Annotated in this window: 27 protein-coding genes; 8 read left to right on the top strand and 19 right to left on the bottom strand. The window is 43.0% G+C overall.

Going from position 1 to position 23971, the window contains the following annotated elements; genetic code table 11:
- The first annotated feature begins 36 nt into the window (after positions 1 to 36).
- Complete coding sequence (locus tag N6H06_RS04555) at positions 37 to 891, top strand: N-acetylmuramoyl-L-alanine amidase (protein WP_062745972.1); 855 nt, start codon at positions 37 to 39, stop codon at positions 889 to 891.
- 269 nt (positions 892 to 1160) lie between these two features.
- Here N6H06_RS04555 and N6H06_RS04550 read toward each other — a convergent pair whose 3' ends face one another.
- The 7 genes from N6H06_RS04550 to N6H06_RS04520 form a co-directional block, all read right to left on the bottom strand.
- The gene (locus tag N6H06_RS04550) at positions 1161 to 2051 is read right to left on the bottom strand and encodes a LysR family transcriptional regulator (RefSeq protein WP_318527496.1); all 891 of its coding nucleotides are present in this window, start codon (positions 2049 to 2051) and stop codon (positions 1161 to 1163) included.
- Between the two features lie 108 nt (positions 2052 to 2159).
- Positions 2160 to 3116 (bottom strand): formylglycine-generating enzyme family protein, encoded by a 957-nt coding sequence (locus N6H06_RS04545; RefSeq protein ID WP_318527495.1) that lies wholly within the window; start codon positions 3114 to 3116, stop codon positions 2160 to 2162.
- Positions 3117 to 3150: 34 nt separating this feature from the next.
- The gene (locus tag N6H06_RS04540) at positions 3151 to 3888 is read right to left on the bottom strand and encodes an N-acetylmannosamine-6-phosphate 2-epimerase (RefSeq protein WP_263705729.1); all 738 of its coding nucleotides are present in this window, start codon (positions 3886 to 3888) and stop codon (positions 3151 to 3153) included.
- A gap of 108 nt (positions 3889 to 3996) precedes the next feature.
- Complete coding sequence (locus N6H06_RS04535) at positions 3997 to 4470, bottom strand: PTS sugar transporter subunit IIA (RefSeq protein WP_263705728.1); 474 nt, start codon at positions 4468 to 4470, stop codon at positions 3997 to 3999.
- A 1-nt stretch (position 4471) separates the two neighbouring features.
- On the bottom strand, positions 4472 to 5851 hold the full coding sequence (locus N6H06_RS04530; RefSeq protein ID WP_263705727.1) for a sulfatase family protein: 1380 nt from the start codon (positions 5849 to 5851) through the stop codon (positions 4472 to 4474).
- Positions 5852 to 5917: 66 nt separating this feature from the next.
- Entirely contained in the window at positions 5918 to 7495 is a 1578-nt protein-coding gene (locus tag N6H06_RS04525; RefSeq protein ID WP_062745964.1) for a PTS transporter subunit EIIC, read from the bottom strand.
- Between the two features lie 464 nt (positions 7496 to 7959).
- On the bottom strand, positions 7960 to 8682 hold the full coding sequence (locus tag N6H06_RS04520; protein ID WP_062745962.1) for a GntR family transcriptional regulator: 723 nt from the start codon (positions 8680 to 8682) through the stop codon (positions 7960 to 7962).
- A 192-nt stretch (positions 8683 to 8874) separates the two neighbouring features.
- On the opposite strand from N6H06_RS04520, the gene N6H06_RS04515 reads away from it, so the two are divergent.
- Positions 8875 to 9669, top strand: coding sequence for a TSUP family transporter (locus N6H06_RS04515; protein ID WP_263705726.1), 795 nt, complete (start codon positions 8875 to 8877; stop codon positions 9667 to 9669).
- A gap of 77 nt (positions 9670 to 9746) precedes the next feature.
- On the opposite strand, the gene htpX is transcribed toward N6H06_RS04515, so the two are convergent.
- The 5 genes from htpX to N6H06_RS04490 form a co-directional block, all read right to left on the bottom strand.
- Positions 9747 to 10655: a protease HtpX gene (htpX, locus tag N6H06_RS04510; protein WP_212954263.1), complete on the bottom strand. Its 909-nt coding sequence runs from the start codon at positions 10653 to 10655 to the stop codon at positions 9747 to 9749.
- A 120-nt stretch (positions 10656 to 10775) separates the two neighbouring features.
- The gene (locus N6H06_RS04505; RefSeq protein ID WP_263705725.1) at positions 10776 to 11420 is read right to left on the bottom strand and encodes a pentapeptide repeat-containing protein; all 645 of its coding nucleotides are present in this window, start codon (positions 11418 to 11420) and stop codon (positions 10776 to 10778) included.
- A gap of 202 nt (positions 11421 to 11622) precedes the next feature.
- Entirely contained in the window at positions 11623 to 12441 is an 819-nt protein-coding gene (locus tag N6H06_RS04500; RefSeq protein ID WP_062745957.1) for a carbohydrate ABC transporter permease, read from the bottom strand.
- Positions 12438 to 13343: a carbohydrate ABC transporter permease gene (locus tag N6H06_RS04495; RefSeq protein ID WP_062745955.1), complete on the bottom strand. Its 906-nt coding sequence runs from the start codon at positions 13341 to 13343 to the stop codon at positions 12438 to 12440. Before N6H06_RS04495 ends, N6H06_RS04500 begins: the two co-directional genes overlap by 4 nt.
- Positions 13336 to 14631 (bottom strand): ABC transporter substrate-binding protein, encoded by a 1296-nt coding sequence (locus tag N6H06_RS04490; RefSeq protein ID WP_263705724.1) that lies wholly within the window; start codon positions 14629 to 14631, stop codon positions 13336 to 13338. Before N6H06_RS04490 ends, N6H06_RS04495 begins: the two co-directional genes overlap by 8 nt.
- A gap of 43 nt (positions 14632 to 14674) precedes the next feature.
- On the opposite strand from N6H06_RS04490, the gene N6H06_RS04485 reads away from it, so the two are divergent.
- Entirely contained in the window at positions 14675 to 14800 is a 126-nt protein-coding gene (locus N6H06_RS04485) for a hypothetical protein (RefSeq protein WP_263705723.1), read from the top strand.
- A 9-nt stretch (positions 14801 to 14809) separates the two neighbouring features.
- On the opposite strand, the gene N6H06_RS04480 is transcribed toward N6H06_RS04485, so the two are convergent.
- Together N6H06_RS04480 and N6H06_RS04475 are read right to left on the bottom strand one after the other, a co-directional pair.
- Positions 14810 to 15133, bottom strand: a complete 324-nt coding sequence (locus tag N6H06_RS04480) for an AzlD domain-containing protein (RefSeq protein WP_062745951.1) — start codon at positions 15131 to 15133, stop codon at positions 14810 to 14812.
- On the bottom strand, positions 15123 to 15815 hold the full coding sequence (locus N6H06_RS04475) for an AzlC family ABC transporter permease (RefSeq protein WP_263705722.1): 693 nt from the start codon (positions 15813 to 15815) through the stop codon (positions 15123 to 15125). Before N6H06_RS04475 ends, N6H06_RS04480 begins: the two co-directional genes overlap by 11 nt.
- 94 nt (positions 15816 to 15909) lie before the next feature.
- Between N6H06_RS04475 and N6H06_RS04470 the strand changes: the two genes are divergently transcribed.
- Positions 15910 to 16491 carry a helix-turn-helix domain-containing protein gene (locus N6H06_RS04470; RefSeq protein WP_082808215.1) on the top strand — a complete coding sequence of 194 codons (582 nt, stop codon included), beginning with the start codon at positions 15910 to 15912 and terminating at the stop codon, positions 16489 to 16491.
- Between the two features lie 69 nt (positions 16492 to 16560).
- Here N6H06_RS04470 and N6H06_RS04465 read toward each other — a convergent pair whose 3' ends face one another.
- Positions 16561 to 17070: a GNAT family N-acetyltransferase gene (locus N6H06_RS04465; RefSeq protein WP_062745946.1), complete on the bottom strand. Its 510-nt coding sequence runs from the start codon at positions 17068 to 17070 to the stop codon at positions 16561 to 16563.
- 227 nt (positions 17071 to 17297) lie between these two features.
- On the opposite strand from N6H06_RS04465, the gene N6H06_RS04460 reads away from it, so the two are divergent.
- The 3 genes from N6H06_RS04460 (at position 17298) to N6H06_RS04450 (ending at position 18631) form a co-directional block, all read left to right on the top strand.
- Entirely contained in the window at positions 17298 to 17444 is a 147-nt protein-coding gene (locus tag N6H06_RS04460) for a hypothetical protein (RefSeq protein ID WP_263705721.1), read from the top strand.
- Between the two features lie 318 nt (positions 17445 to 17762).
- On the top strand, positions 17763 to 18011 hold the full coding sequence (locus N6H06_RS04455) for a GlsB/YeaQ/YmgE family stress response membrane protein (RefSeq protein ID WP_062745944.1): 249 nt from the start codon (positions 17763 to 17765) through the stop codon (positions 18009 to 18011).
- Between the two features lie 119 nt (positions 18012 to 18130).
- Entirely contained in the window at positions 18131 to 18631 is a 501-nt protein-coding gene (locus N6H06_RS04450) for a hypothetical protein (RefSeq protein WP_263705720.1), read from the top strand.
- Positions 18632 to 18751: 120 nt separating this feature from the next.
- Here N6H06_RS04450 and N6H06_RS04445 read toward each other — a convergent pair whose 3' ends face one another.
- Together N6H06_RS04445 and N6H06_RS04440 are read right to left on the bottom strand one after the other, a co-directional pair.
- Entirely contained in the window at positions 18752 to 20029 is a 1278-nt protein-coding gene (locus tag N6H06_RS04445; RefSeq protein WP_263705719.1) for a histidine--tRNA ligase, read from the bottom strand.
- Positions 20030 to 20256: 227 nt separating this feature from the next.
- On the bottom strand, positions 20257 to 20907 hold the full coding sequence (locus tag N6H06_RS04440; RefSeq protein WP_062745940.1) for an HD domain-containing protein: 651 nt from the start codon (positions 20905 to 20907) through the stop codon (positions 20257 to 20259).
- Positions 20908 to 21020: 113 nt separating this feature from the next.
- Between N6H06_RS04440 and N6H06_RS04435 the strand changes: the two genes are divergently transcribed.
- Positions 21021 to 21224 (top strand): hypothetical protein, encoded by a 204-nt coding sequence (locus N6H06_RS04435; protein ID WP_062745938.1) that lies wholly within the window; start codon positions 21021 to 21023, stop codon positions 21222 to 21224.
- 95 nt (positions 21225 to 21319) lie between these two features.
- On the opposite strand, the gene N6H06_RS04430 is transcribed toward N6H06_RS04435, so the two are convergent.
- Together N6H06_RS04430 and N6H06_RS04425 are read right to left on the bottom strand one after the other, a co-directional pair.
- A complete protein-coding gene (locus N6H06_RS04430; protein WP_263705718.1) occupies positions 21320 to 22873 on the bottom strand; it encodes a hydantoinase/oxoprolinase family protein in 1554 nt (517 codons plus the stop codon).
- Complete coding sequence (locus N6H06_RS04425; protein WP_062745934.1) at positions 22870 to 23961, bottom strand: DUF917 domain-containing protein; 1092 nt, start codon at positions 23959 to 23961, stop codon at positions 22870 to 22872. Before N6H06_RS04425 ends, N6H06_RS04430 begins: the two co-directional genes overlap by 4 nt.
- Positions 23962 to 23971 lie beyond the last annotated feature (10 nt).

The raw sequence follows: 23971 nt of genomic DNA, 5'->3' as shown, positions 1-23971 counted from the left end.
TGCTAAGGCAGGTGACTTAGACAGGAGGTATTTTTTATGAAATGCAATCAAATGACACTTTGTCTTTTCTTTTTTATCGTATTCGCGCTTTCTTCAGTTGTGATTTCTGAAGACGCGCTTGCAATAGCAGCAAAAACAGGGGAAGTCGATACACAAACGTCATTAAATGTCCGTAGCGGACCGAGCACGAGTCACGAAGTTGTTGGATGGTTGACCCCAGGCGAACAAGTAGAGTATACGGACAACGGCGATGGCTGGGGCGAACTAGTCGACGGCAGTGGCTATATCAGCCTTCATTATATTACAAATCATGATGGAGAACCGGTCGACCGAAGCAGCGCTAAACATGACAGTGTACCACCAAACAATGAACGGATTGTGTTGGACCCTGGGCACGGTGGGAAAGATAGCGGAGCTGTAGCGAACGGCTTAATGGAAAAAGAGATTGTATTAGATATCGGCAAACGGACACGTGACATTTTAGAAAATGCTGGTTTTACCGTATTGATGACACGAGACGAAGATGTATTTGTCAGCTTAGAAGAGAGAACAGCAATGGCAAACGCTTGGGGAGCTGACCAGTTTATTAGCATACATGCAAACGGTTTCTCTAACCCAGCTGCAAATGGTGTCGAAACTTATTATTTCCCGGGAAGTGCAGCAGGCAAGCATATGGCAGCTAATATCCAAAACCAATTAGTCGAAAACACAGATCGAACCGACCGAGGCATTTTTGAGGAAACCTTTTATGTCATTTGCCATACAGCTATGCCGGCGATTCTTGTGGAGACAGGATTTGTGTCGAATGCCGACGACGCGACCCAACTTGCGGACGCCAATTATCGACAAGTGGTGGCAGAAGCGATTGCGAACAGCGTTATCGATGGATAGTGGCCATCCACTGCTGCGTCGGCGACAACCGCTGGTATTCTTAAGCAATCTACTGACGTTGATTGCTTAGCTTCCAGTGCCGTTTGACATCGTTGTCGTCGACATCATCGGGCAACAGCGTTCTATCAACAAACGATCAGCAAAAAAGAGGGACAACATGTCCCTCGCTTTTTGGCAGAATTCCATTAGGTGACCAGGTGGCTCCCTAGAGTTGCCCTCTCCCCTAATGACAACAGTCCCATTTAGTGTACCGCTGTTTTCATTCGTTGTTATGGAAGTAAGAAATCATAGAAGTGAATGTGTGCGCTCTTTTTAAAACGCTGTTTCTTTTGGACTAACCATAAGTCCCTCATCAGAGTAAATCCTTTAATCGGCACTTCTCTTAAAATCTTAAATTGCAGTTCCTTACTAACAGTTATTCTAGGTAGAATGCTTATTCCAAGCCCTGCTTCCACGGCACTTTTTATCGACTGCATACTGCCAAGCTCCATCACATTTTCTATTTGTTCCAAAATACCGTAGTCAGTTAATGCGTTCTCGACAATCAATCTTGTTCCTGAATCCTTTTCTCTCCAAATCATTTTTTCTTCTGTAAGTTCGTGAATGTCAATCGATTCTCTTTCCTTCCAACGATGGTTGTAAGATGTAACGAGAATCAGCTCATCAACTGCAAATTTTTTCAGGCTATATTCAGACTGATGGACGCGTCCCTCTATGAGCGCAATATCAATTTCATTCGCTTCAAGTTTCGATAATATATATGGTGTATTTCCAATTAATAAACTGAATTTAATATCGGCATGTTTTTGTTGAAAGTTCCCCAATAGGCCAGGAAGTAAATATTCACCGATTGTTAAGCTTGCTCCAACGTTTAGTTTAGGATCTCGAATGCCTATCACTTCTTGAAGAGCTTGCACCGAGTTATCATAACTTTCCACTATTTCCTTTGCATAGGGGTATAATTGTTCTCCTGCTTCTGATAGCAGCATTTTTCCTTCAGTTCGATCAAATAAAGCCGTCCCATAACTGTTCTCTAGTTGGCGAATTTGTTTTGTTACCGCTGGCTGGGTTACAAAACTTAAGCGCGCAGCCTGACTGATGCTCCCTCCGTCTGCAACTTTACAAAACATTCGTAAACTCTCTATATTCAAGACGATCATTCACACCCTTACCTGAAATGAACCATACTAAATCCAACGATGTTTCTAATAACGAGAGAACTAAATGAACGGACAGACGTATTTAAAATTAATTTTGGCTAGGCTCTATTATTCTGCACTTACTGCGCAACGAAACCCGACATTGCCTGATGAACTGTCTGGCGTATTACAACTTCGAGCAGCGACCCTATACCTGTTACAGTATGAATCATGACATAAATAGGATCCGCCCCGCATCGCTTTTGGAGATTCTGGCATTGGCCTATTTGTAGGTTGTCCACTTACCTTGTTTTTGTCAAACCAGTTTTCACACCATTCCCACACATTCCCTGACGTATTATATAAGCCATAACCGTTTGCGGGAAAAGAATGTACAGGGGCTGTCCCTAGATAGCCATCTTCGATTGTATTTTTAGTCGGAAACTCCCCTTGCCAAATATTACACCGGTGTTTTCCATTAGGATAGAGCGTATTTCCCCACGGATACCTTTGCTGAACAAGCCCCCCTCTCGCAGCGTATTCCCATTCCTCTTCCGTAAGGAGCCTTTTCCCAGCCCATTCACAATAAGCTTTCGCATCATTCCAAGAAACATGTACAACTGGATGATCCATTCGATCTTCAATAGAAGAATCAGGACCTTCAGGGTGATTCCAAGTTGCTCCTTCCACTACACGCCACCATGGGGTTTGAACAGGTACCTGTGTCACTTTCTGAGCAGTTTTTTCAGACAGTAAGAGATGGAAGACAAAAGACCAGCCGAATGTATCGGCATCTGTTTGATAGTTCGTATCGCTAATAAATTCTTGAAATCGCCGATTTGTGACAGCATATTTATCAACGTAAAACGGCCGTACCGCAACTTCCCGAACAGGTCCTTCCTGATCAAATGGATTAGCATCTGGATCCTCTGTTCCCATTAAAAAGTTGCCTCCTTTAAGGTAAACCATGTCATCACAATGTTTTTGCTTCGTATTTAACGTTCTATTGGGCATATCCTTTTCAGTATGAGCATTGTTCCTAATCGTTGACCTAGACACGGAGCAACAGCTTTTATTATGGTCCATTTCCCTCACCTCTTCATTGAATAATATTCACCTATTAATAATAGAGCGGCATCTTATGTTCATATTTGTTGATTTTGTTGGTAAATCTTAATGTCGTTAAATGGGGACGAGTAATGGCACTTCCAACTACCACCGCATACGCACCTAAATAAAGACTTTCGATTGCCTCTTCAGGGGTATTAATTTTGCCTTCCATTAATACGAAGCCATTCCCTTTCGTGACACGAACGATTTTAGCCAACATCTCAAAATCCGGACTGTCAATTGATTTTGGATGATTGTTAAACCGATATAAAGTTGGGGCTACCATATGGGCGCCTTGTTCTAATGCCAAAACGGCTTCTTTTTCATTGCGAATATCAGCTAAAATGATCGTATCGGGGTACTTCTGTTTAATTTTATCAATAAGAAGATATGCTTTTTCTCCTTGTGCATTGACCCGATCAGTGGCGTCTATTGCCACAATATCTGCCCCTGCCTCTATGACCTCTTCTACTGCTTCGATAGTAGGTGTAATGAAGACAGGATGATCCTTTGTATGCTGCTTCCATAACCCAATAATCGGCAGATCCGTTATTTTACGCACTTCTTTAATATGTTCAGGCGTATTTATTCGCAGTCCGGCCGCCCCTCCCCATATTGCCGATTCAGCCATTTTCGTAATGATACCTGGTAAATAAATCGGATCCTCTTTTTTTGCTTGGCAAGACACGATGAGACCATTTTTTAATTGTTCAATTACAGTCTGCTGTTTTTCGCTTAATGATTCCATTCTCTATCTCCTCTTTTTCATATTTCCCGAATGTGAAACCATTGAATATCTAAATGAATAATGGAAAAATCTCGCTCACTCACAAATAGGAGAAAGCGAGAACGATCTTTATTTTGAAAGTTGGATAATATTATCCTGCCGAGCGTCAACTTTACTGTCAGGATTGTTCACGGTACAAGCTTCACCACTTGTAAAAATCAAAATGATGTCTGTTGATGGGACCAGTTCTTGAATCGAATCAAAATCAACGGTTAATAACAGGTCCCCTTTTTTTACCCTATGCCCTTCTTTAATATGAGATGTAAACCCTTTGCCCTCTAGACGAACTGTGTCTACACCAACGTGTATTAAAATCTCTTTCCCGTCATCTGCCCTTAAACCGACAGCATGGTTTGTTTGAAAAACAAAATCCACTTTCGCATCAATGGGAGCATAGATTTGCGGAGAAGTTGGTTCAATTGCAAACCCATCCCCCATCATTTTTTGGGAAAATGTCTCATCCTTCACTTGATCAATTAATTTAATCGTGCCTGAAGCTGGACTGACAAATGTATTCCTTTTCTTATTAAATAGGCCAAACACATTACTCACCTACCTTTAAATAATCATTAGGATCTTTTGAACTAGGATTATAGGTTTCTGATTTGTTAACCTTCCAGCCCTCTTTCAATTTGAAATGACCAGTTAAAATCGGGTCATCTGTTTTTGTTTGATAATCATGGAGCTTTTTGCGCATGTCAATCAGCACATTTTCATAACGTTTATCACCAGCCAGGTTATTTCTTTCACCAGGATCAAAGAGCAAATCATAAAGTCCTTCTTTTGGTTTCACAACCTCTTCAAGCCCATTTTCATGCATGAGCGTTTTAGTCGGGGAATTATCAATGTTTGTACGGTTTATTTTCAAATAGTCATCATCATAAAATTTTATATACTTATACCTTTTTGTACGGATGCTTCTGGCAGGCTCATAAGCTGTGTGATAGTTGATTTCAGCAAATACTTCTTCTCTCACTTCATGATTTTTCACATTGAACATCTCTGCAAAAGAAACGCCTTGTAAGTAAGAAGGCTGTTCGATCTCTAATAAGTCGCATAAAGTAGGGAAAACGTCTACTTGTGAAACCAACCCTTCTACTTCCTCCCCAATCATCGAACTATCAGGAACACGCATAATCAATGAAACGCCAATGCCTGAATCATATAAAGTACATTTACTAAATGGGAAAGCAAGGCCATGATCTGTCGTAAATATGATGATTGAATCATCATACAAGCCTTCTTCTTTTAATGTCTCAATGACTAAATCAAAAGAAGCATTCACCCAAGTCGCAGAGTTAAGGTAGCCTGTATAGTCCTCTCTTATTTCCTTATTGTCTGGCACTGGATATGGCGGCATCACGTATTTCGAATCAAACGAACGGTCATCTTCATGTGCCTCTTCAGGAAATTTCCGATGAGTAGCAAACATTCCATAGGATAAAAAGAATGGTTTTTTCTTATTAGATTGCTGCAGCCATTGGCAAACTTGACGAGCATTTTCATAATCCCATTTCACAAGCTCTTGTTCGGATAATCCTGTATTATCAGAAGTGATATCTTGATCATAACCAATTATTTTCGCACCTTTATCATGATCGATATAACTTCCAGCCTCATGCTGGATGCCACATAACACAGTAAAATAATCTTCTTTTTTTAAAAAATTCACTAAGTGCTGATTGTAATCATGAAGCTTAAATCCTCTCTGGGATAATCCAAACATCCCATTACTATGAGGGTACATGCCTGTCAATAATCCAGCTCTACTCGGTGAACATGTAGGCCCTACACAATAAGCCTGCCTAAAAATGGTCGCGTCTTCAGCAAATTTCTGCAGCGATGGTGTAGGTACGTCATATCCATACGGACTTAAAACCTTTCCGCTATCATGTGTGTGTATATAAATAACATTCTTCTTCATCATAAAACTCCTTTTTGAAGATCCCCAATATTCATTTATTGCTAAAGCGATCCTCGATTTCTCCAACTACAAATGTCTAATATTATTCTCTTGGATATAATCGTCTATTTCTCCGCGAATAATATTCACCTTTGGTCCATAGATAACCTGAATAGCTTTGCCTCTTACTACCGTATTCATGGCACCAGTTTGTTTTAAAAGGCTGGCGTTAATTTTATCTGGTTTGACCACACTTACTCTTAATCTAGTCGCACAGTTGTCAATTTCCGTAATATTTCCAAATCCACCTAGACCTTCAATGATTGTTTTTGCTTGGCCATCTGCATAAGAGGCTTGATGAGCGCTTTCCTGATCTGTAACCTCTTCGTCATCACGGCCAGGTGTTTTCGCATTTAGCTTTACAATTAAAAACTTAAATACAAAATAGTAAACGATTGCAACAGGAATCCCTAAAAGAATGGCCCACAGAAAATTCGTTTTGTCGTTTCCTTGGAATACTCCAAATAAAAGGAATTCAACTAGCCCCGCTGAGAAGGTTGAGCCGATTGTAATGTTTGCTAGACTCGCTAAAACAAAGCTTAGCGCAAATAAAATAGCCTCTGCAGCAAACAAAATAGGTGAAGCAAATAATAATGCGAATGAAATTGGTTCCGTCACCCCAGTAACAAACGCAGTTAGGCCAACAGATAACAAAAAGCCTGCAGTTGCTTTTCTCTTCGGGCCAGCAGGAATGGCCTTGTACATTGCAAATACGATCCCAAGCATTCCGAACATCATATGCAAATACCGGCCACTATTGAACAACGCTAAGTTACCGAAGAATTTAGTCGTCTCAGGGTCAGACAATTGGGCCAAAAAGATGGTTTGGAATCCTTCGTATACTTGTCCCCCAACTTCTAACGTTCCTCCCGCGGCAGTCGTCCAAAACGGTAAATAAAAGACATGATGAAGACCAAACAAATACAAGGTACGTAACATTAGGCCATATAAAAATGATCCAAGTGTGCCTAGCCCTGTTGCAAATTCTCCAAATGAAGCGATGCCACTCCCAATAAATGGCCAGATAATGTACATCATTGCCCCAACAATCAGAAATACAAAAGTATTTATAATTGGAACAAATCTAGATCCTCCAAAGAAAGCAAGCATTTCAGGCAACTTTATATTGTAAAAACGATTATGAATGAAACCAGTGACAATGCCTGTTAAAATTCCTCCAAACACTCCCATTTGAAGCGTCAAAACGCCAAACTGTGAGCCTTGCCCGAAAGCCCTAGGGTCCACATCTGGCGGGGCTATATCGCCAGTGATAGTTAACAGAGAGTTAATTGTAATAATTAACACGAAATAACCAACAACAGCCGCTAAAGCAGCAGGGCCTTTTTCTTTTTTAGCTAAACCTATCGCTATACCTACTGCGAATATAAGAGGAAGTGCATTAAATACACCTGAACCCGCTGCATTCATAATTTGTAAAATCGCTTGCAAAACCGTGTTTCCTAGGATTGGATAAGTATCAATCACTGCTTGTCCAGATAATGCTGACGATACTCCAAGTAATAAACCTGCTACTGGAAGGATTGCTACTGGGAGCAAAATCGCTTTACCCAGTTTTTGCCCAAAACCCATCAGTAAATCTTTCATTTTTTTTCCCCTTTCTCCCTTAGAAGTGACATGTAGCTTATGAAGCAATCGCTTTCATTCAACTAAAAAAACGAACTCTTCTTAAAAGTTTGAAGGAAGCTATCCATTCATTAGCTATAAACATAGTATCAAATCCATTAAATATGTCAATACAATTTATTTTTTATGTGTTAATGTTTTGTGTTTAACCGGAATAACTATCAAATAGTGGTTATCATTCATCATGTGGAAATGACAACTATATGGTCTTCAAACTAAAATATCCTTCTAGAGAGGAGTTTTCCAACCTTTCCTGAAATCTTGCCTTCTTCTCAAGGTTTACGGCAATTATAAAGCCCCCGACGTATGAAAAAACAGGCGGTAAATAAAGGCATTCATCACCGTTGACGAATGCCTCAGCAATTAACTATTTAAGAATGAGACGATTTCAGCAGCAAATCACCTTGTAAATTTGTTAATACAAATTATTTAGCTCTTATTGATTGATATTGGTACTTCTCGGAATTCAGAATGACTTCGGTATAATCCAATACTTTTCCTGTAGATAAGAACGTGGTATTTAGCAATTTGATGAGCGGTTGATCTGGGTTATAGTTAAAATACTTAATAATCTCTTCTGTAGGCATGATTGGTACAACAACGTGGTGGGAATGATCAATGATCTGATTTTTCACTTCTTCAATATACTTATATTTGGACTTCGTCATATCCTCATAGGAGAGGTCAGGATATTCCTTTACACTCATATAAGTAGACTCCAGCATCATAGGAATGTCATCCGCTTTTCGAAGCCTTTTAATAAAATAAACAGGACTGCCGTTCTCAATTCGTAATTTATGAGCGATCTCTTGGCTAGCAGACGTTATTTTGAATTCTTTTATTTCTGTACTGGCAACTTTCCCCATTTCCTTCATTTCTTCTGTAAAACTCTTCACGTTCGTTGTTCTCCCAACAATTTGAGAGCTCGATACATAAGTGCCACTGCCTTGACTTCTTGATAAATATCCCTTTGCAACAAGATTATTCGTAGCCTGCCGCACGGTTACTCGACTAACGCCAAATTTATCCACTAATTCTTGCTCCGTCTCGATTAATTGTCCCTTGGTATATTCTCCGCTCTTTATTTTTTCAAGTATATATTCTTCAATCATTTTATACTTCGCAATTCTTTTAGGCTTTTGAGACAACAGATTAACCTCCACGTTCACATGTTATACCTTCAATATAGCAAATTTAAAGCGAGTTAACCATTATCCCTCTAAATAATCATTATCGATCATAACCTTTGCTTATATCCTATAACTTATCGGTATTATGTAAACCACTTTTAATTTGATAAAATACAAATGATCAATAGAGCGCAAGTTTAGGAGGAGTTAATGGTTATTTTTGTGCTATATTTTTTGTTAGGCCTTCTCGCTACAACAATTGGGGCAGCCGCAGGTCTGGGCGGAGGCGTCATTATAAAACCTGTTTTGGACTTGTTTGGGCATTTTGATCTACCAACAATTAGTATTTTATCTGCAACAACCGTTTTATCAATGGCTACCGTTTCTCTTATGAAAATGAAACAGCAAAAAATTAAGCTTGATAAAGTATCGAGTTCCATTATTGCTTTTGGATCGATTATGGGAGGGATATTAGGAAAAACGATTTTCAATTTAATCGCTATTTCCCTAAACATACCCAATATAACGGCTATTATTCAATCTAGTTTATTAGTGCTATTGCTGTTATTAATCATTATTTATTTTAAAAATAAGGGTAAGTCAAAATCCTATAGGCTCACAAATAAATGGATCATTTTGTTAGTTGGGCTTGCCTTAGGGTTTCTGTCTTCATTTATAGGGATTGGCGGAGGGCCATTAAATGTAGCCGTACTATGTTTGCTTTTTTCGATGACGACAAAATATGCAGGATACCATTCCATTTTTATTATATTTTTCTCGCAAATCTCCGCTCTTTTAGTCGTTGCATTTACTACCGGCTTTGGTGACTACAATCTATACATGCTGCTTGTTATGATTCCCGGGGGTATCATTGGAGGGATTATTGGAAATAGTCTCCTATTAAAATTATCTAATTTACACATCGAGAAAATATTCACTTTTTCAGTAATTCTTATAATTGGAATAAATATCTACAATATCATTACGATCGGTTTAACTCTCTAGGTATGCGAAAAAAATCTATCACGCCCTTTGCGGGTAAACAGCAAATAAATAAAAAAGCCCGATTGGGCTTTTTTCGCCTACCGTTCTTGTAGGCGGGCAATACGGTCATTTAAATCCGGGTGTGTTGAAAATAACTTTAGTACGGAGTTGCCGCCACTAATTTTCATCGTTTGTACCGCTGTATCATCTGTTTGGTCATTGGCTTTCGCTCGGTCCACATAATTTTTTAGCGCATGCAAGGCATGAACCATTTTATCTTTACCAGCCAAATCCGCGCCGCCCCTGTCTGCGTGATATTCACGATAACGTGAGTACGCGTTGACAACAAGGCTGCCAAGGATGGAGAACAAAATTTGCAATATAATTATGGCCAGGAATTGCACAATGAACTGAAGTTCAGGCTTCACAAACCGTGAGACAACAATCGCTAAAACACGGGACAAAAAGACAACAAATGTGTTCACAATTCCTTGCAGCAACGTCATCGTCACCATATCGCCATTTGCGACATGGGCGACTTCATGAGCGATAACCCCTTCGACTGCATCGTCATCCATTACGTCTAACAAGCCAGTGGATACGGCGACAAGAGAACGTTTTTTAGATGGGCCTGTAGCAAAAGCATTGACTTCCGCCGATTGGTAAATCCCGACTTCCGGCATATGTGTTAGCCCTGCCGCTCTCGACAAACGGTGCACTTTTTCAACAATCGCTTTTTGTTCAGCACTCAATGACCCGTCTGGATCAAGCACATGGACTTTCATCATCTTCTTCGCAATCCAGCGCGACATCGCTAGCGAAATAAACGAGCCTGAGAACCCAACAATGAGACTAAAGATTAGGATCGGAACAAATTGGATCGCGCCACTGCTGCTTACAAACGAACCGTCTATGCCTGTAAACGATGTAACCAATGTCCAAACGACCAAAATCGTCGTCATGACCAGGATATTTGTCCCGATAAACAAAAGGATACGTTTCCCCATTCTACCCCTCCAAAAATAAAATTCATTTGACCTTCTTAGTGTACCAGTGATTTTAAGCAAACTAAAGAGCCATTTAGGCGTTTTTTGCGCTTTGCCCTTTTTCTGAGCATTTTTCCAGATTTACTCGTCTTTGATTTTTAATCCAAGCAATTTCGCAAATCCAACTGCTTGCGCTTTGGAAATGGTAAGGCCGTCAAGTTGAGCAAGAGAAGCTTGAATGCGGTTATATGTACATGTACTTATGTCCAACCCGGCTAACAGTGTTTGCCCAAAATGGATGTCATCGATACTACATTCATTCAGTTCGACTGGCTTTAACAGACAATCGGAAAAGTTGGCCGTGTCAAGGGAACATTGGCGAAAAGCGACATGTTTTAAACGGGCTTCGACAAAATCCGTTAAGTTTACTAAGCAATCTTGAAACGCTACATGGCCAAGATTCGCTTCAGAAAAGGCTGCCCCAGTCAATTTACAGCCTATAAATTGGACACGGTGAAGAATCGCTCCAGGAAACGTACAATTGGAAAAATCACACCGTTCGAACACAACATCTGTAAAGTCGGCTTTTGGGAAAGCACTATGCAAGAATTTGCTTTGTTTAAATATTGCTTTCGAAACCGTTAGCTTTTCTACATGCAAACCGACCTGTTCTTCCCCATTAAAGGCCATATTCATTAAAAACGGTTCCTCTTCTTCAAGTTGTGTTGCCAGTTCACTTTCCTCAAATTGCACCGGCAAAGTCGGCGCTTTTAACTTCATTGGCATGTTGCCCACTCCTTTTTGCGTAGCTGGGAACAACAAAAAAAGCTGCTACGGGCCCAGCCTTGTGCTAAATTCGACATTTGGCTACCATTGTCATCATGTTTCGTTCAGCATACCACAAGCATAAATGCACCATCGACCTTTTCGCCAGACCGGCTTTAAAAAGCGGGCATCCGTTCCCCGAATACCCGCTTGCTCCTATGATTTATTCTTTTACAGCCCCACTTGATATTCCTGCAATGAAGTACCGTTGCAAAAACAAGAACATCATAAAAATCGGCAAAACTGAAATGGTAGCAGCGAGCATAAGTTGGCCATAATCCAAGTTGTCTTGTCCACCTAAAATCGACAAAACAATTGGAAGCGTATACATATCTTCAGTGACTATTACGACTAAAGGCCACAGAAAGTTGTTCCATTGGTGTGTGAACAAGAAAATTCCTACAGCGCCAATGGCAGGCAACATCGTCGGCAACGCGATTTGGAAAAACATCCGGTACTCGCCGCAACCATCGATTCGTGCTGATTCAAGCACCGAATCAGGGATCGACTTCATGCTTTGCCGCATTAAAAAGATCGCAAATGGATAGGCAAGCTGGGGCAGGATGATCGCGCTATACGAATTAAGGATACCCATTCGCGCAAACAGCTCGAATTGTGGGATGATCAGTGCTTGATATGGGATCATCATCGATACAAGAAACATTGAGAATATAGCATTCTTGCCTTTAAACTCATATTTGGCAAATGCATACCCTGCCGCGGCACTAAACAGCCCGGCGATAACGGTAAATGTGACCGTTATGAAAATCGAGTTCCACAAGGCCCGGAAAATATCGATGTTGTTTAAAAGATTGCGGGCGTTTTCTAGCATGTGCGTTCCAGGTATCACGTTCGGAGGCACGGACAGCAATGCTCCAGATGAATTGGTCGCTCCTACTACCATCCAGTAGAATGGCCCAAGCGTAATAAACAAGCCAGCTGCCAGCACTGCATATTTGCCTAGTTTTCCAATCCAATTCATTCACGATCACCTGCCACTTTAAACTGGATGAAGGACAAGAAGGCAATGATAATGACAATCACATAGGCAATTGCCGATGCATAGCCAAAATCAAAATACTCAAAGCCATTTTCGTATAAATACATCGTCACCGTCATCGTTGCGTTTATCGGACCGCCTCCAGTCAAAATAAACACTTCATCAAACAGTTGGAATGTTCCAATCGTCGACATAACAAAAGCAAACAAAAGCACAGGTTTTAATTGGGGAACGGTAATCGAGAAGAACTTTTTTACGGTGCCTGCCCCATCTATTTCGGCGGCTTCATACAGGTCTTTCGGAATGACTTGCAGCCCAGCAAGAATAATCACCATGTTATAACCGGTCCACCGCCAAATAATGGCGAGAATGACAGACACTTTGGCCCAAAACGGATCGTTTAGCCAAGGGATCCGCTCTATGCCAACGCTTGTTAGCACATAGTTGATGATGCCGAAGTCTTGGTTTAGAATCAGCAGAAAAATAACCGCTGTCGCTACTAACGACGTGACTGTCGGCGTGAAAAACGCTACACGTAGGGGCCCTTTAAAACGGCGGATACCGCTGTGGAGCACGTTCGCCAGTATAACGGCCATACATATCATTACAGGCACTTGTACGAGCAAAATGATAAACGTATTAAAGAGCGCTTCATAAAACAAACTATCTTGGAACAAACGAATGTAATTGCTGAGACCAGCAAATGTGTTAACGCCGTTCTCGTTTACCGTAAAACTAAGCACAAACGAGTAGATAACCGGGTAGCCTGTAAAGATGATAAACAAAATCGCAACAGGCGCAATGAAAACATAAGGCGCTAGTCCTGTTGATGTCTTTTTCCGTTTTATGTGCTTTGTTCCCTTTGACAATGCTGGATTACTCATTGCTAGCCCCCCGTCCTGTGCTGGCTTCAAGCCTGTTGGCTGCTGTCTCAAGCGCTTCCTCAACAGGCACATCTTGGAGGACGACACGTCCGATCGCATCATTATACGTTTCCCGGGCACGTAAAAAGTCGCTTGTAAAATTGACAACAGGCAAATCAACCGCCTCTTCCGCAAAAATCGAAAAGATTTTTTGTCCACCGTAAAACGGAATGCCCTCATCCAGTTCTGGCCGCTCAATCGCATCTATTAAGGCAGGGTAAGCCCCGTATTCCATGGCACCATAAAGCTGATTTTCGACATCGACAGAAGCAAATTCACCAAATAAATAGGCCGCCTCTTTGTTGCTTGACACTGATGTAATTGCCAAATTAGAACCACCGTCATTAGCCGCGGTCAAACCGTCTTCTTCAAAAGCAGGCATTTTCATGACTCGCCATAACCCTTCTTGTTCAGGCATTTGATCCTCAATGATTCCCTTTTGCCAAGAACCGCTTATGACCGAAGCGACCGCGTCGTTTTTAATAGCGGCGTTAATTTCTTCTGCTGTAGCGGCATGAAGCAAAATGCCTGCGTCCTCCATTTTTTTGAGCATTTCCATTGAGCGGCGCGCCGCCTCGGTATTGGCAGCAACATTGCCTTCTAAGTCAAAATAGAACAACTCATGCTGCTGGAGCATCGCGCGGTAAAACGACGTGTCGTGATTAAGCTGGATGCCTGTCATCAGCGTCCCAGTTTGTTCACGCATATTCACGCCTGCTTCTACATAATCATCCCATGTTTTTATGTCGGCTGGATCAACGCCTGCTTCTTCAAACAAATCAGCGCGATAAAAGACAGCCATCGGTCCTATATCCCGTGGGAACGCCATGACGCCGCCATCCTCGTTCATTAATGGCGCGATTTTTCCTTCAACAAATTTGTCGCGATGTTCATCAAAGCCCATTTCTGACAAATCGACAAAACTTTCACGAAACCGGTCCATATACAAATCGATGCGCTGGTTTTCGACCTGGACCAAGTCAGGCAATTGGCTTTCTATTCCGGCAGCCAACCCTGTCGTCAGCCGTTGGTAAACTTGGTCAGCGCTCAACTTCAACACATTTACCTTAATATCGGGATACTTTTCTTCAAAAGCTGGGACGATATCTTTTAAATATTCCGCTTCTAAATTCCAAGCCCAGACAGTGATTTCTTCCGAAGGCTTATCGACCGCCTGGTCTGTCTTCTGACTGCACCCTCCTAGAGCAATCAGTAAAGCGATTCCTAGCGGCATGACTATTCTCTGCATGACTTCCACTCCCTTTTGGTAAATAGTAAGAAGTTGCACCACGATGATAACGCTTTCAATTATAGCCGTCAAATGTTGTCCTTTGCTAAAACGGAATAAAGCATCAGTCATGAAGCCGCCATTGCCTGAAGCAATGGCGCTCATCTTACCTGATGCTTTGCAAAATTAAAATTGGATGCTATAAATGATGTAGCAGATAACGGGCAGCCAGTCCAACTAGGACGCCAGCCACGACTGCAAGCAAAAAGCGCTTGCTCGTTTGAAGAACAATGGCACAAGCAATACAACCAAATAGCATTGGATAAGACACGCTCATCCCTTCGCCTTCTGAGAACACGACTTGGTTGGCAATTAACGCTGCCATCATCGCAATCGGGACATAACGAAAAAACGTTTTTAATTTTGGCGGCAAAGGACGTTTGGCCATCATTTCGATGCCAGCAATGCGAGACAGATAAGTAATGACAGCGATTCCTGCAATTAACGGCCAGTTATGGTCCATCGCTCTCCCCACCTCCAACGAGTAGCCCTGCGAGGGGAGCGAGCATGCCCGCCGCAATCACAATTAGTTCTTCACGGAAGCCATAATAGTAGAACAACAGGCAAATGCCAACCGCCGCAAAGGCTGTGGCAATCGCTGGACGGCCCTTTAATGAAGGGACAAGCAATGCCGTAAACGTGACAGGAAAAACGAAATCGAGCCCCCAGGTGAGTGGGTCAACTTGGGCGCCGAGAAGTGCGCCAGCCAAAGAAGCAAACACCCAAGACAAGTAAAAGCTAACGAACACGATCGCAAAATAAAAAGGGTCCGGCCCATGTTTTTGTTCCCTGGCGCTTGTAAGCACAAATGGTTCGTCTGACACACCAAAAGCAAGGGCAAAGCGCCATTTTCCGGCTAATGATACCGTGTTTGCTAAGGCAGCGCCGTATAACAAATTGCGCAAATTTAACAGCAACACCGCCGCTAGTATGCTGATCGCACTTGCGCCGCCTGCCATCATACCAGCCGCTACAAGTTGCGCCGATCCTGAAAAAACAAAAATCGACATCGCCACTGTTTGCCCGAATGTAAACCCTCCTTGCGTAGCAAGCACTCCATAAGAGATGCCGTACGCAGCGATTGCAAGCGCAAGAGGAAAAGCTTCGGTGATCGCAGCTTTCGCTATTTGTTTTCGTCCAACCATTGTCCCACCTCCAAGTATATTATAAATTATATTATGGTACATTATAATATACCATATTGTTCATTCGTTTATCTATTACATGGTTGAGAAAGGAGTGATCCAATTGGCGAAAGAAGAGCTTGCCGAAAATCAAGAAGCTGGCAAACAGATTGGTAAAAACCTACGGCAATTGCGGACAGGCAAAGGTATGAGCATCGAAGCACTCGCCAAACAAATTGGTGTCAGCAAACTGACATTGCTAAAAATTGAACAAGGGGAAGGCAACCCGACACTATCTGTCATTTGGAAAATCGCCAACGGACTTCATATCCCGATTACCGCCTTGCTATCATTTGAAGCTGATGTGGCCATCGCCCGAGCCAACAAGGCGATGAAACTCTCAAGCTCAGATGACGAGTTCATCGCTGAGCCGTTGTTTCGCTCACAAGGCCTAATGGAATGCTATCGTGGTTATTTGCGGCCTCAATGCCGCTATGAATCAGAAGCACACCGCCTTGGCGTGATCGAAACGGTAACGGTTATGGCTGGACAACTGACGATTGAAGTCGATGGGGAAAGCCACCATTTGTCAACCTATGACTCGATCCGTTTCAAAGGCGACCGCCCCCATGCTTACATCAATCTAGGGAACGAGACAGCCGTGCTTCATTTTCTCATTTCTTACTCCCTTCTTTAATGCAAAAAGCTGGCCATGAATAATCTGGCCAGCTTTTTGCATATGAACGAACACTCATAAAAAAAAGCACTAAATCTCTAAATCAGCGCCCTCCCATTTATACACACATAAGCGCAGAAGTTTACCGGCAATGGCAATCGAAGTCGTTGCATGCCATTTCGCATTAAGTTTTTCATAAAAACGGCAGGCATCATTTTGTGCAAGGACTTCCACAAAAATTGTTTCACAGCCTTTTGCTTTCAATCGGCTGAAAAGCATCCTAACTAACTGCCGGCCAATCCCTTTCCCGCACTCTTTTTTCAACAAATAAATTGCCTTCAACTCCCCAACCAGGGGGCGTTTGTCTTCCTGTATCGACCCACTAACAAAACCAACGATCTTACCTTCGTTATTTTCCACCACTAAAATTTCTTGCCTTGGGTCAGCAACAAGCTCTTCCCATCCTTTTTCCCTTGATTCGTACGTAAGGCTTTCTAAGAACTGGTCTGGAATGATGCCTTTATACGTTTCTTGCCAGCTGTCTACATGGACTTTGGCGATTCCTTCTATATCGTTTTTACAAGCAGCGCGAATTTGCATAGTTCCTCCTTTTTATGTTTTGCTACAAACGAAGCTTGCCTCATGGACAACGGGCATGATGGACATTGAAACAAGTTTTACATCGAGTTTTCTCGTATTGCTGCTTAATCTTTTTTTCTTTAATTGGGCCCTTCTCTTTCTTAAAAGCTTTCGTTCACTGATTGTCTTAACACTTTGTTAATGGTAAAATAGGAGGGGAACACGGCTATGAGAGAAGGGGTTCCATTATGTCTGAAGATTTAGCAGCACGTTTTCTCACCTTAAAACAGGATTTTGAAAAACGCTTATGTCGCGAATTGACCGCACAGGAAAGCATGTTGCTCCAAGAAATGATTGCGAAAGAGGAAAAGAAAGAGGTACCCTATTCCTCTTAGTTTTGCCATGAATTCATCACTTGAACATGTTGTCGTATACGCGTTTTCGCTAATGATAGCAGGCAAAACAGCTTATTGACCGCTTTTGCATCGATTTCCTCTGCACAGTTGACCTTTCACAACGCGACTAAACGATTACCCATGACGTGATTCACCTTTATAAGAAAGCGCTTCCAATCGCCGTATATGTTTACTTGTTGTCGTCCATTTTTGTTTATCGATGCCGCCCAGCCTCTCTTCTTTCCATGATAGCATAGGTTTTATTTTTAAAAAGCCGGGAATACTAAAACCGTACTGCTAATGATTGGAGTGAATCGCATGAGTATTATTTGGAACTTAATTGTCGGTGGTTTAATTGGCTGGGCAGCCGGAGCCATTACAGGAAGAGACATACCATTCGGCATTATCGGCAACATTATTGCCGGCTTTATTGGTGCCAATATCGGAGCTGCCATTTTTGGTAGTTGGGGCCCTACGCTTGGCGACTTTGCGATTTTGCCAGCGTTATTAGGCGCTATTATTTTAGTGGCGATTGTCAGTCTTATACTTCGCCTCTTCAGAAAATAAAGACAAGATCAAACGCGGTGAACGCCAAGTGTGTTCACCGTGTTTTTTCTAATTAGCGAAATCGGGACGTTCAATCTAGATGCAAACGGGTATGGATCTATATGAAAGGAGGGCTGTCTATGTTTGGCTTGTCCGACTTCCTGCGGCTTTTAATGTCGGTGCTGATCATTTTGCCGCTAACGACGATTATTCGTGAATCAGGCTATTACCTCGCAGCCATTCTCCTTGGCGCTACCAAGAAAAAACTAGTGATTGGTAGCGGCCCTAAACTTTTTTCCGTGTCTACGATTGAAGTCCGCCGCTATTTTTTCATGTACAGTTGGATGGAGTACGAAGAACTAAAAACAAACAGCCGTTTTTGGCATGGCTTTATGTATGCTTCGCCGATTCTAACATGTATCACAGTTGGCTTTTCAATCAATGCCTTCATTGCTGCTGAGGTTTTGCCAAACAATATGTTTTTCCAAACATTTTTATTCTACATCTTCTATTTTGTCTTTTTCGATGTGATCCCAGTTTATTTGCCTGATGGGCAGCCGACCAATGGGCGTGCCATTTTCGATTTACTCTATTATGGCGAACGCTCTGATTATTTAAAAGAACGTGATCAGACAAACTGACAGCAAAGCAACAGGAAAGAATCAAAAGAAGGGAAAGGGACAGGGTAAAGCTGAGCACCTAATCCCCCAGCGAAGATTTTTATAGCGAAACCGAACAAAGGCAGCGGCAACCATTCGTTTTTAAAAAGAGAAGGGAACATCTTGTTCGGCGCCAGTCTCCATGTTTTTGAGCTTATAACGGCCCGAAGCCACCTCCTCTTCTCCAATAATAATCACAAATGGAACCCTTTCTTTGTTTGCTCTTTCCAGCGCTTTAGTAAGTTTTTTGTTTTTGAACTCTACGTCTACACGAAAGCCTTGTTTCCGCAACGAAGAAGCGACCGCAAGCGCTTCTTTTTGTTTTTGCAATGGAATAACGTAGTAATCGAGTAGTCGCTTTTGGTTGATTCGCCCCTCCATCTTTAAAGCTGTAAAAATGACATCGATGCCAAACGAGATCCCAACTGTCGGCATAGGCTGTTCCTCGCCAATTAAACCGCTAATCGCTTGGTCATAACGGCCACCGCTGCCAACACTTGATTGGATTGGTCCCTCTGTCAGAAACAATTCATATACAGTGCCTGTATAAATTTCAAGGCCTCTAGCTAGAAAGGGATTAAACGTACATTGGTTATCAATGTTTAAGTAGCGAAGCGCTTCTTCTAACTCTTGTAGCTCCACTATCCCTTCCGCCATTATCGGAGTAGTAGGACGGTTGTTGGCAAAATCGACACTTCCACTTTGGCTCGTTTGCTTGAGCCATTGTTCGATTTTGCTAATCGCTTTTCCGTCAACGCCGATTTCCTTTAGTTCGGTCAATGCTTGTTTATCACCGATTTTTTCTCGTTTGTCGAGTACCAATATAACAGCACTGTGCTGATCGTTTCTGACTCCGCAAAGATCCAACACCCCCGTCAGCAGCTTGCGATTATTGTACTGGATGTGGATGTTCAGCCCGATCCGCCGGAACACTTCAGTTGCCATCTCTAAAAGTTCTGCTTCTGCCAATGGAGAATCGACACCAGCTACGTCAACATCGCATTGGGTAAACTCACGGAAACGTCCTGCTTTAATCGGACCATCGCGAAACACTTTGCCGATCTCATAGCGTTTAAACGGCTTGCGAATTTCCGGATTCATCGCCATAACTTTTGCAAACGGAATCGTTAAATCATAGCGGAGCGCCAAGGCTCGTTTGCCGCGATCTGTCAACGTATACATTTCTTTTTTGATTTCTGCCCCTCCGCCGTATTTTGAGGCAAGCAAGTCGGCGTAATTAATCATTGGCGTTTCCATTGGCTTGCAACCATACTGCTGAAACACTTCTTCCAACACTCTGCGCAGCCAAACACGAACACTTTCATCCTCAGGCAAATAATCCTGTGTGCCACGTACATTTTGATAATCCCATTTCTTCATTCCATCTGCCTCCTTTTTTTAAAACAAAAAACCGCATGGGATCCAGCTTTTAAAACGAATCCATGCGGTTATGCAAAATAGCCTTCCTATGTATGATTTTTAAAATCAAATAGCAAGGCTAATACATATGATGTAGTTTGTTTTGTTTGGCGATAGCGGAAAACATTCGGCATCTCTCCTAGTATAAACACATTAACATACACACACTTTGCTGAAAAGGCCTTTCTTTAGCCATTTCCATCCCATTCTATATAGAAACGTTTTAAAAACTGTTCCATAAACGCGTGGCGAGATTCAGCCAATTTCTTACCTGTATGTGTATTCATTCGGTCTTTCAACAATAGCAGTTTCTCATAAAAATGGTGAATAGCTGATCCTTGTCCACTCCGATATTCGGCTTTTGTCATCTCTGTCCGCACTTTTGCCTTTGGGTCATATAAGGCATGTCCTTTTGCGCCTGCATATTGGAACGTACGGGCAATGCCAATTGCACCAATCGCATCGAGGCGGTCTGCATCTTGGACGACTTTTGCTTCTAACGTATGCAACGATTTCCCTTTGCTAAAAGAAATCGTCTCAATGATTTCAATGATATGGGCTGAATCGGCTTTTCCCACTGACCTTTCTACAAGCCATTTATTGATTTCCTGTATGCCTTCCTCTTCACTCGCCACAAGTTTGTCATCTGCTAAATCATGAAGCAGTGCGGCCATTTCCACAACAAACATGTCCGCGCCCTCTTCAGCGGCAATCCCTTTAGCCATTTCTGTGACGCGCTCAATATGGTACCAATCATGGCCCGTTGATTCCGTTAATAATTGGCCCCTCACCCAGTCAGCCGTCAATTTAACCGTTTCATTTTTTTCCTGTTCCCCCATAATGGCCTCCTCACGGATGTAGCACGATTTTTCCTATTTTATCAAGTAACCGAATCTTTTACTAGCTAACAACCGTAACTAAATCAACGGTGTTTTTATTAGGAGGCGAAACGATGACGATTCCATGGTGGGTGCTCATCCCCCTTGCCGCAATTTTGGTACCGGTCATTACCAAACATCTTGAAAGCCGCTCTCGTTTACGAGAACTGGAAATGCGCCAAGGCTTTGGCCCAGAAATTGAAGATATCGACAAAAAACTTGATCAAGTATTGGCCAAACTAGATCGATTGGAAAAACAAGGTGATGAGAACCGATAACAACATGTAGGCGGCATGAGCCAGTGCACGATGGCACTGGCTCATACACCGGTTAAATTTGAATTTCGCTTCGTTCGTTAGTGACCAAATAAGCTTTATCTTGCATCCAGCTCTCCGACTGCCTTTACTTTAATAAAAACAGAGTTACCCGGCATGTATGCGAGTGGGACGTCCTCAACAGAAACAATTTCGACTGTGTCTGGAACTGCCCCTGCCTCGACCGCATTCCCAATTGCATGTTGTTTCGCTTCTTCGACTGCATCTTCATACGTTCGCCCTTCCAACGCATAGATGTTCTCCGCTTCCCCGGAAATAGTTCCCAGTGCAGCCCCAATCGCATTTGCGACATCATGATGGTGTGGCTTTATCACTTCTGAAGCCCCTGCCAATCGACTGTTAACTAGAATGCTCCCCCCGCCTGTTAAAATGACAGGAACAGGCTCTTTAGACGTTTTCATTTGGTCAATCGCAACCTCAAGCTTTTCGATCATTCGTTTGTACGCCTGTTGACAGATATTGCCGTCTAAATCGCTTGTATTAGCACCAGAAATCGTTGTGTCTGTCACAGCTAACACCACATCCGTTGCTGTCAATGTTTCGCCTCCAAAAGAGCGCGCTTCCTGCAATAAACGATAGCCGACTGAATCAGGGCCAACCGTGATTGCTCCCTGTTCGTCTGTACGGATGATCGTTCCGCCTCCTAAGCCAACTGAGAGAATGTCTGGCATGCGGAAGTTGGTGCGAATGCCGCCGACATCAACGGCAATGGCTGACTGGCGTGGAAATCCATTTGATAGAACGCCGATATCAGAAGTCGTTCCACCGATGTCTAAAACAAGGGCGTCTTTTAAACCAGACAAAAACGAGGCCCCGCGAATCGAGTTCGTTGGCCCGCAGCCAATCGTCAAAATCGGGTAACGGATCGCATAATCGGCTTCCATTAATGTGCCGTCATTCTGGCCGATAAATATTTGCGCAGAAATGCCAAGTTTGTTTAGTGCTTCACGGAACCCGGAAACGACGGTACGTATCGTCGTTTGCAGTGCTGCATTTAAAATCGTCGCATTCTCCCGTTCCAACAAACCAATGCTGCCAATTTGATGAGACAGCGAAATCGGCACGCCAGGCATGATGTCGTCGGCGAGGCGCGCTACTTTCAGTTCTTGCTCGGATCGGGCTGGCGAAAATATGCCTGTAACAGCAATTGATTTAACGTTTCCTTTCATATCCTCCAGTGCGGAACGGATTTCATTTTCGTCTAGTTCTGAAATCAACGTACCATCGTACTCATACCCGCCTGCTACTAAATAATGGTGCTCGCCTACTGCCGCTTTTAAGTCATCAGGCCAAGCCGCTAAAGGAGGGACAGCCGTTGCTGCCGGTTTGCAAAGGCGAACGATGCCAACTTTATTTAGCTGTTTCCGCTCAACAATGGCATTCGTGCAATGGGTAGTGCCAAGCATCGCATAGCCAATTTCGTCAGGCGATATAGCTGATTCCTCTAGAATGGCAGTTAACACTTTCCAAATACCAGTCATGACATCCTCAGTAGTTGGCTCTTTTGCTTTCGCTATTACGTGCAATGTGTGATCAAGTAGAACCGCATCTGTGTTTGTGCCGCCTACATCAATTCCAATCCGATAGCTCATTTGCCTCCACCTTCCTGCAACTTTTCTACAGGCTCATACTCGACAGGATAGCCAAAATAACGAGGCCCTGCCGTTTCAATACCTTTTTTTGTACGCCATTTTGGGTCGCACGGAAATGCAATGACCGTCACCCGTGTGCCGTAGCGCAATCCTTCAGTCGTAATCGGCTGCCCCGTTTCAACATCAAGGATCGCAATCAAATCAGGCGTAATGGCCAGTGGTTTCTCCCCTTCTGTTGCTAACAATTGTTCATTTTGAAAATGGAGTGTTACCACGCGGCCTGCATCGTCATGGATGCCTTCGACTTCGCAAATCCCCCGGGTAAATCCCCCCGTTAGCGTACGCTTGATTTCAGTAAGTTTGCCAGTTAACAGCTTATAGCCGTTAAGGACGGCAAGCATCCGTTTAATCGGGTGAGTGCCATCTCCGCTTTTATCAAGCAGCAGCCGCCCTATTTCTTCTGATTTTGTCAACGTGCCTGGAATGGCGCTCTGCTTTACAACAGAACCAGGAAGTGCATAGTCGCACACCGTACTAGACCCACCCATTTGCACAGTGATGGCCCGAGCAAGCTTTTCGCCCCAGTGGCCGTCCTTTGGCGTAATCACAACCGTATTGCCTTTTTCATCGGCTAACACGGTCGGATCGGCCGAATGGCCATCCAAGTAAAAAGTGACCATTTGACTCTCTGGAAAAGCGCGTCCCATTGCATCAGCGTCTACAAGAGGCAAGCCTTTTGCCGCAGCAGCTAGCACGGGTACAAGTGAATTGACGCCCCCGACCTCAATTGGCATCAAGGCAGCTGCTTTTTGGCCAAGCGTCTCCTCGATTTTTTCAAGTGGAGCCACCAACTCTTCGATCGAAGGGATTTTTTCAACGCCTATCGTCGGTGAACCCATCATCGATAAAGGTACAATTAAGGCATCGTCTGCCAATTCATCAATCGATAGCAACTTAATGGGCCCATATGTTTTGATCGCTTCAAGCGCCATTAATTTACCTAGGTATGGATCGCCCCCTCCCCCAGTACCTAGAACGGCCGCTCCTAGGGCAATATGTTCAATCGATTCTTCCGTTAGCCATCTCATGCTTATGCTC

Source organism: Shouchella tritolerans, assembly GCF_025770735.1.
GTDB classification, from domain to species: domain Bacteria; phylum Bacillota; class Bacilli; order Bacillales; family Bacillaceae_D; genus Shouchella; species Shouchella tritolerans.
The sequence above is the reverse complement of the archived record's forward strand: the minus strand, read 5'-3'. Positions and strand labels throughout refer to the sequence as shown.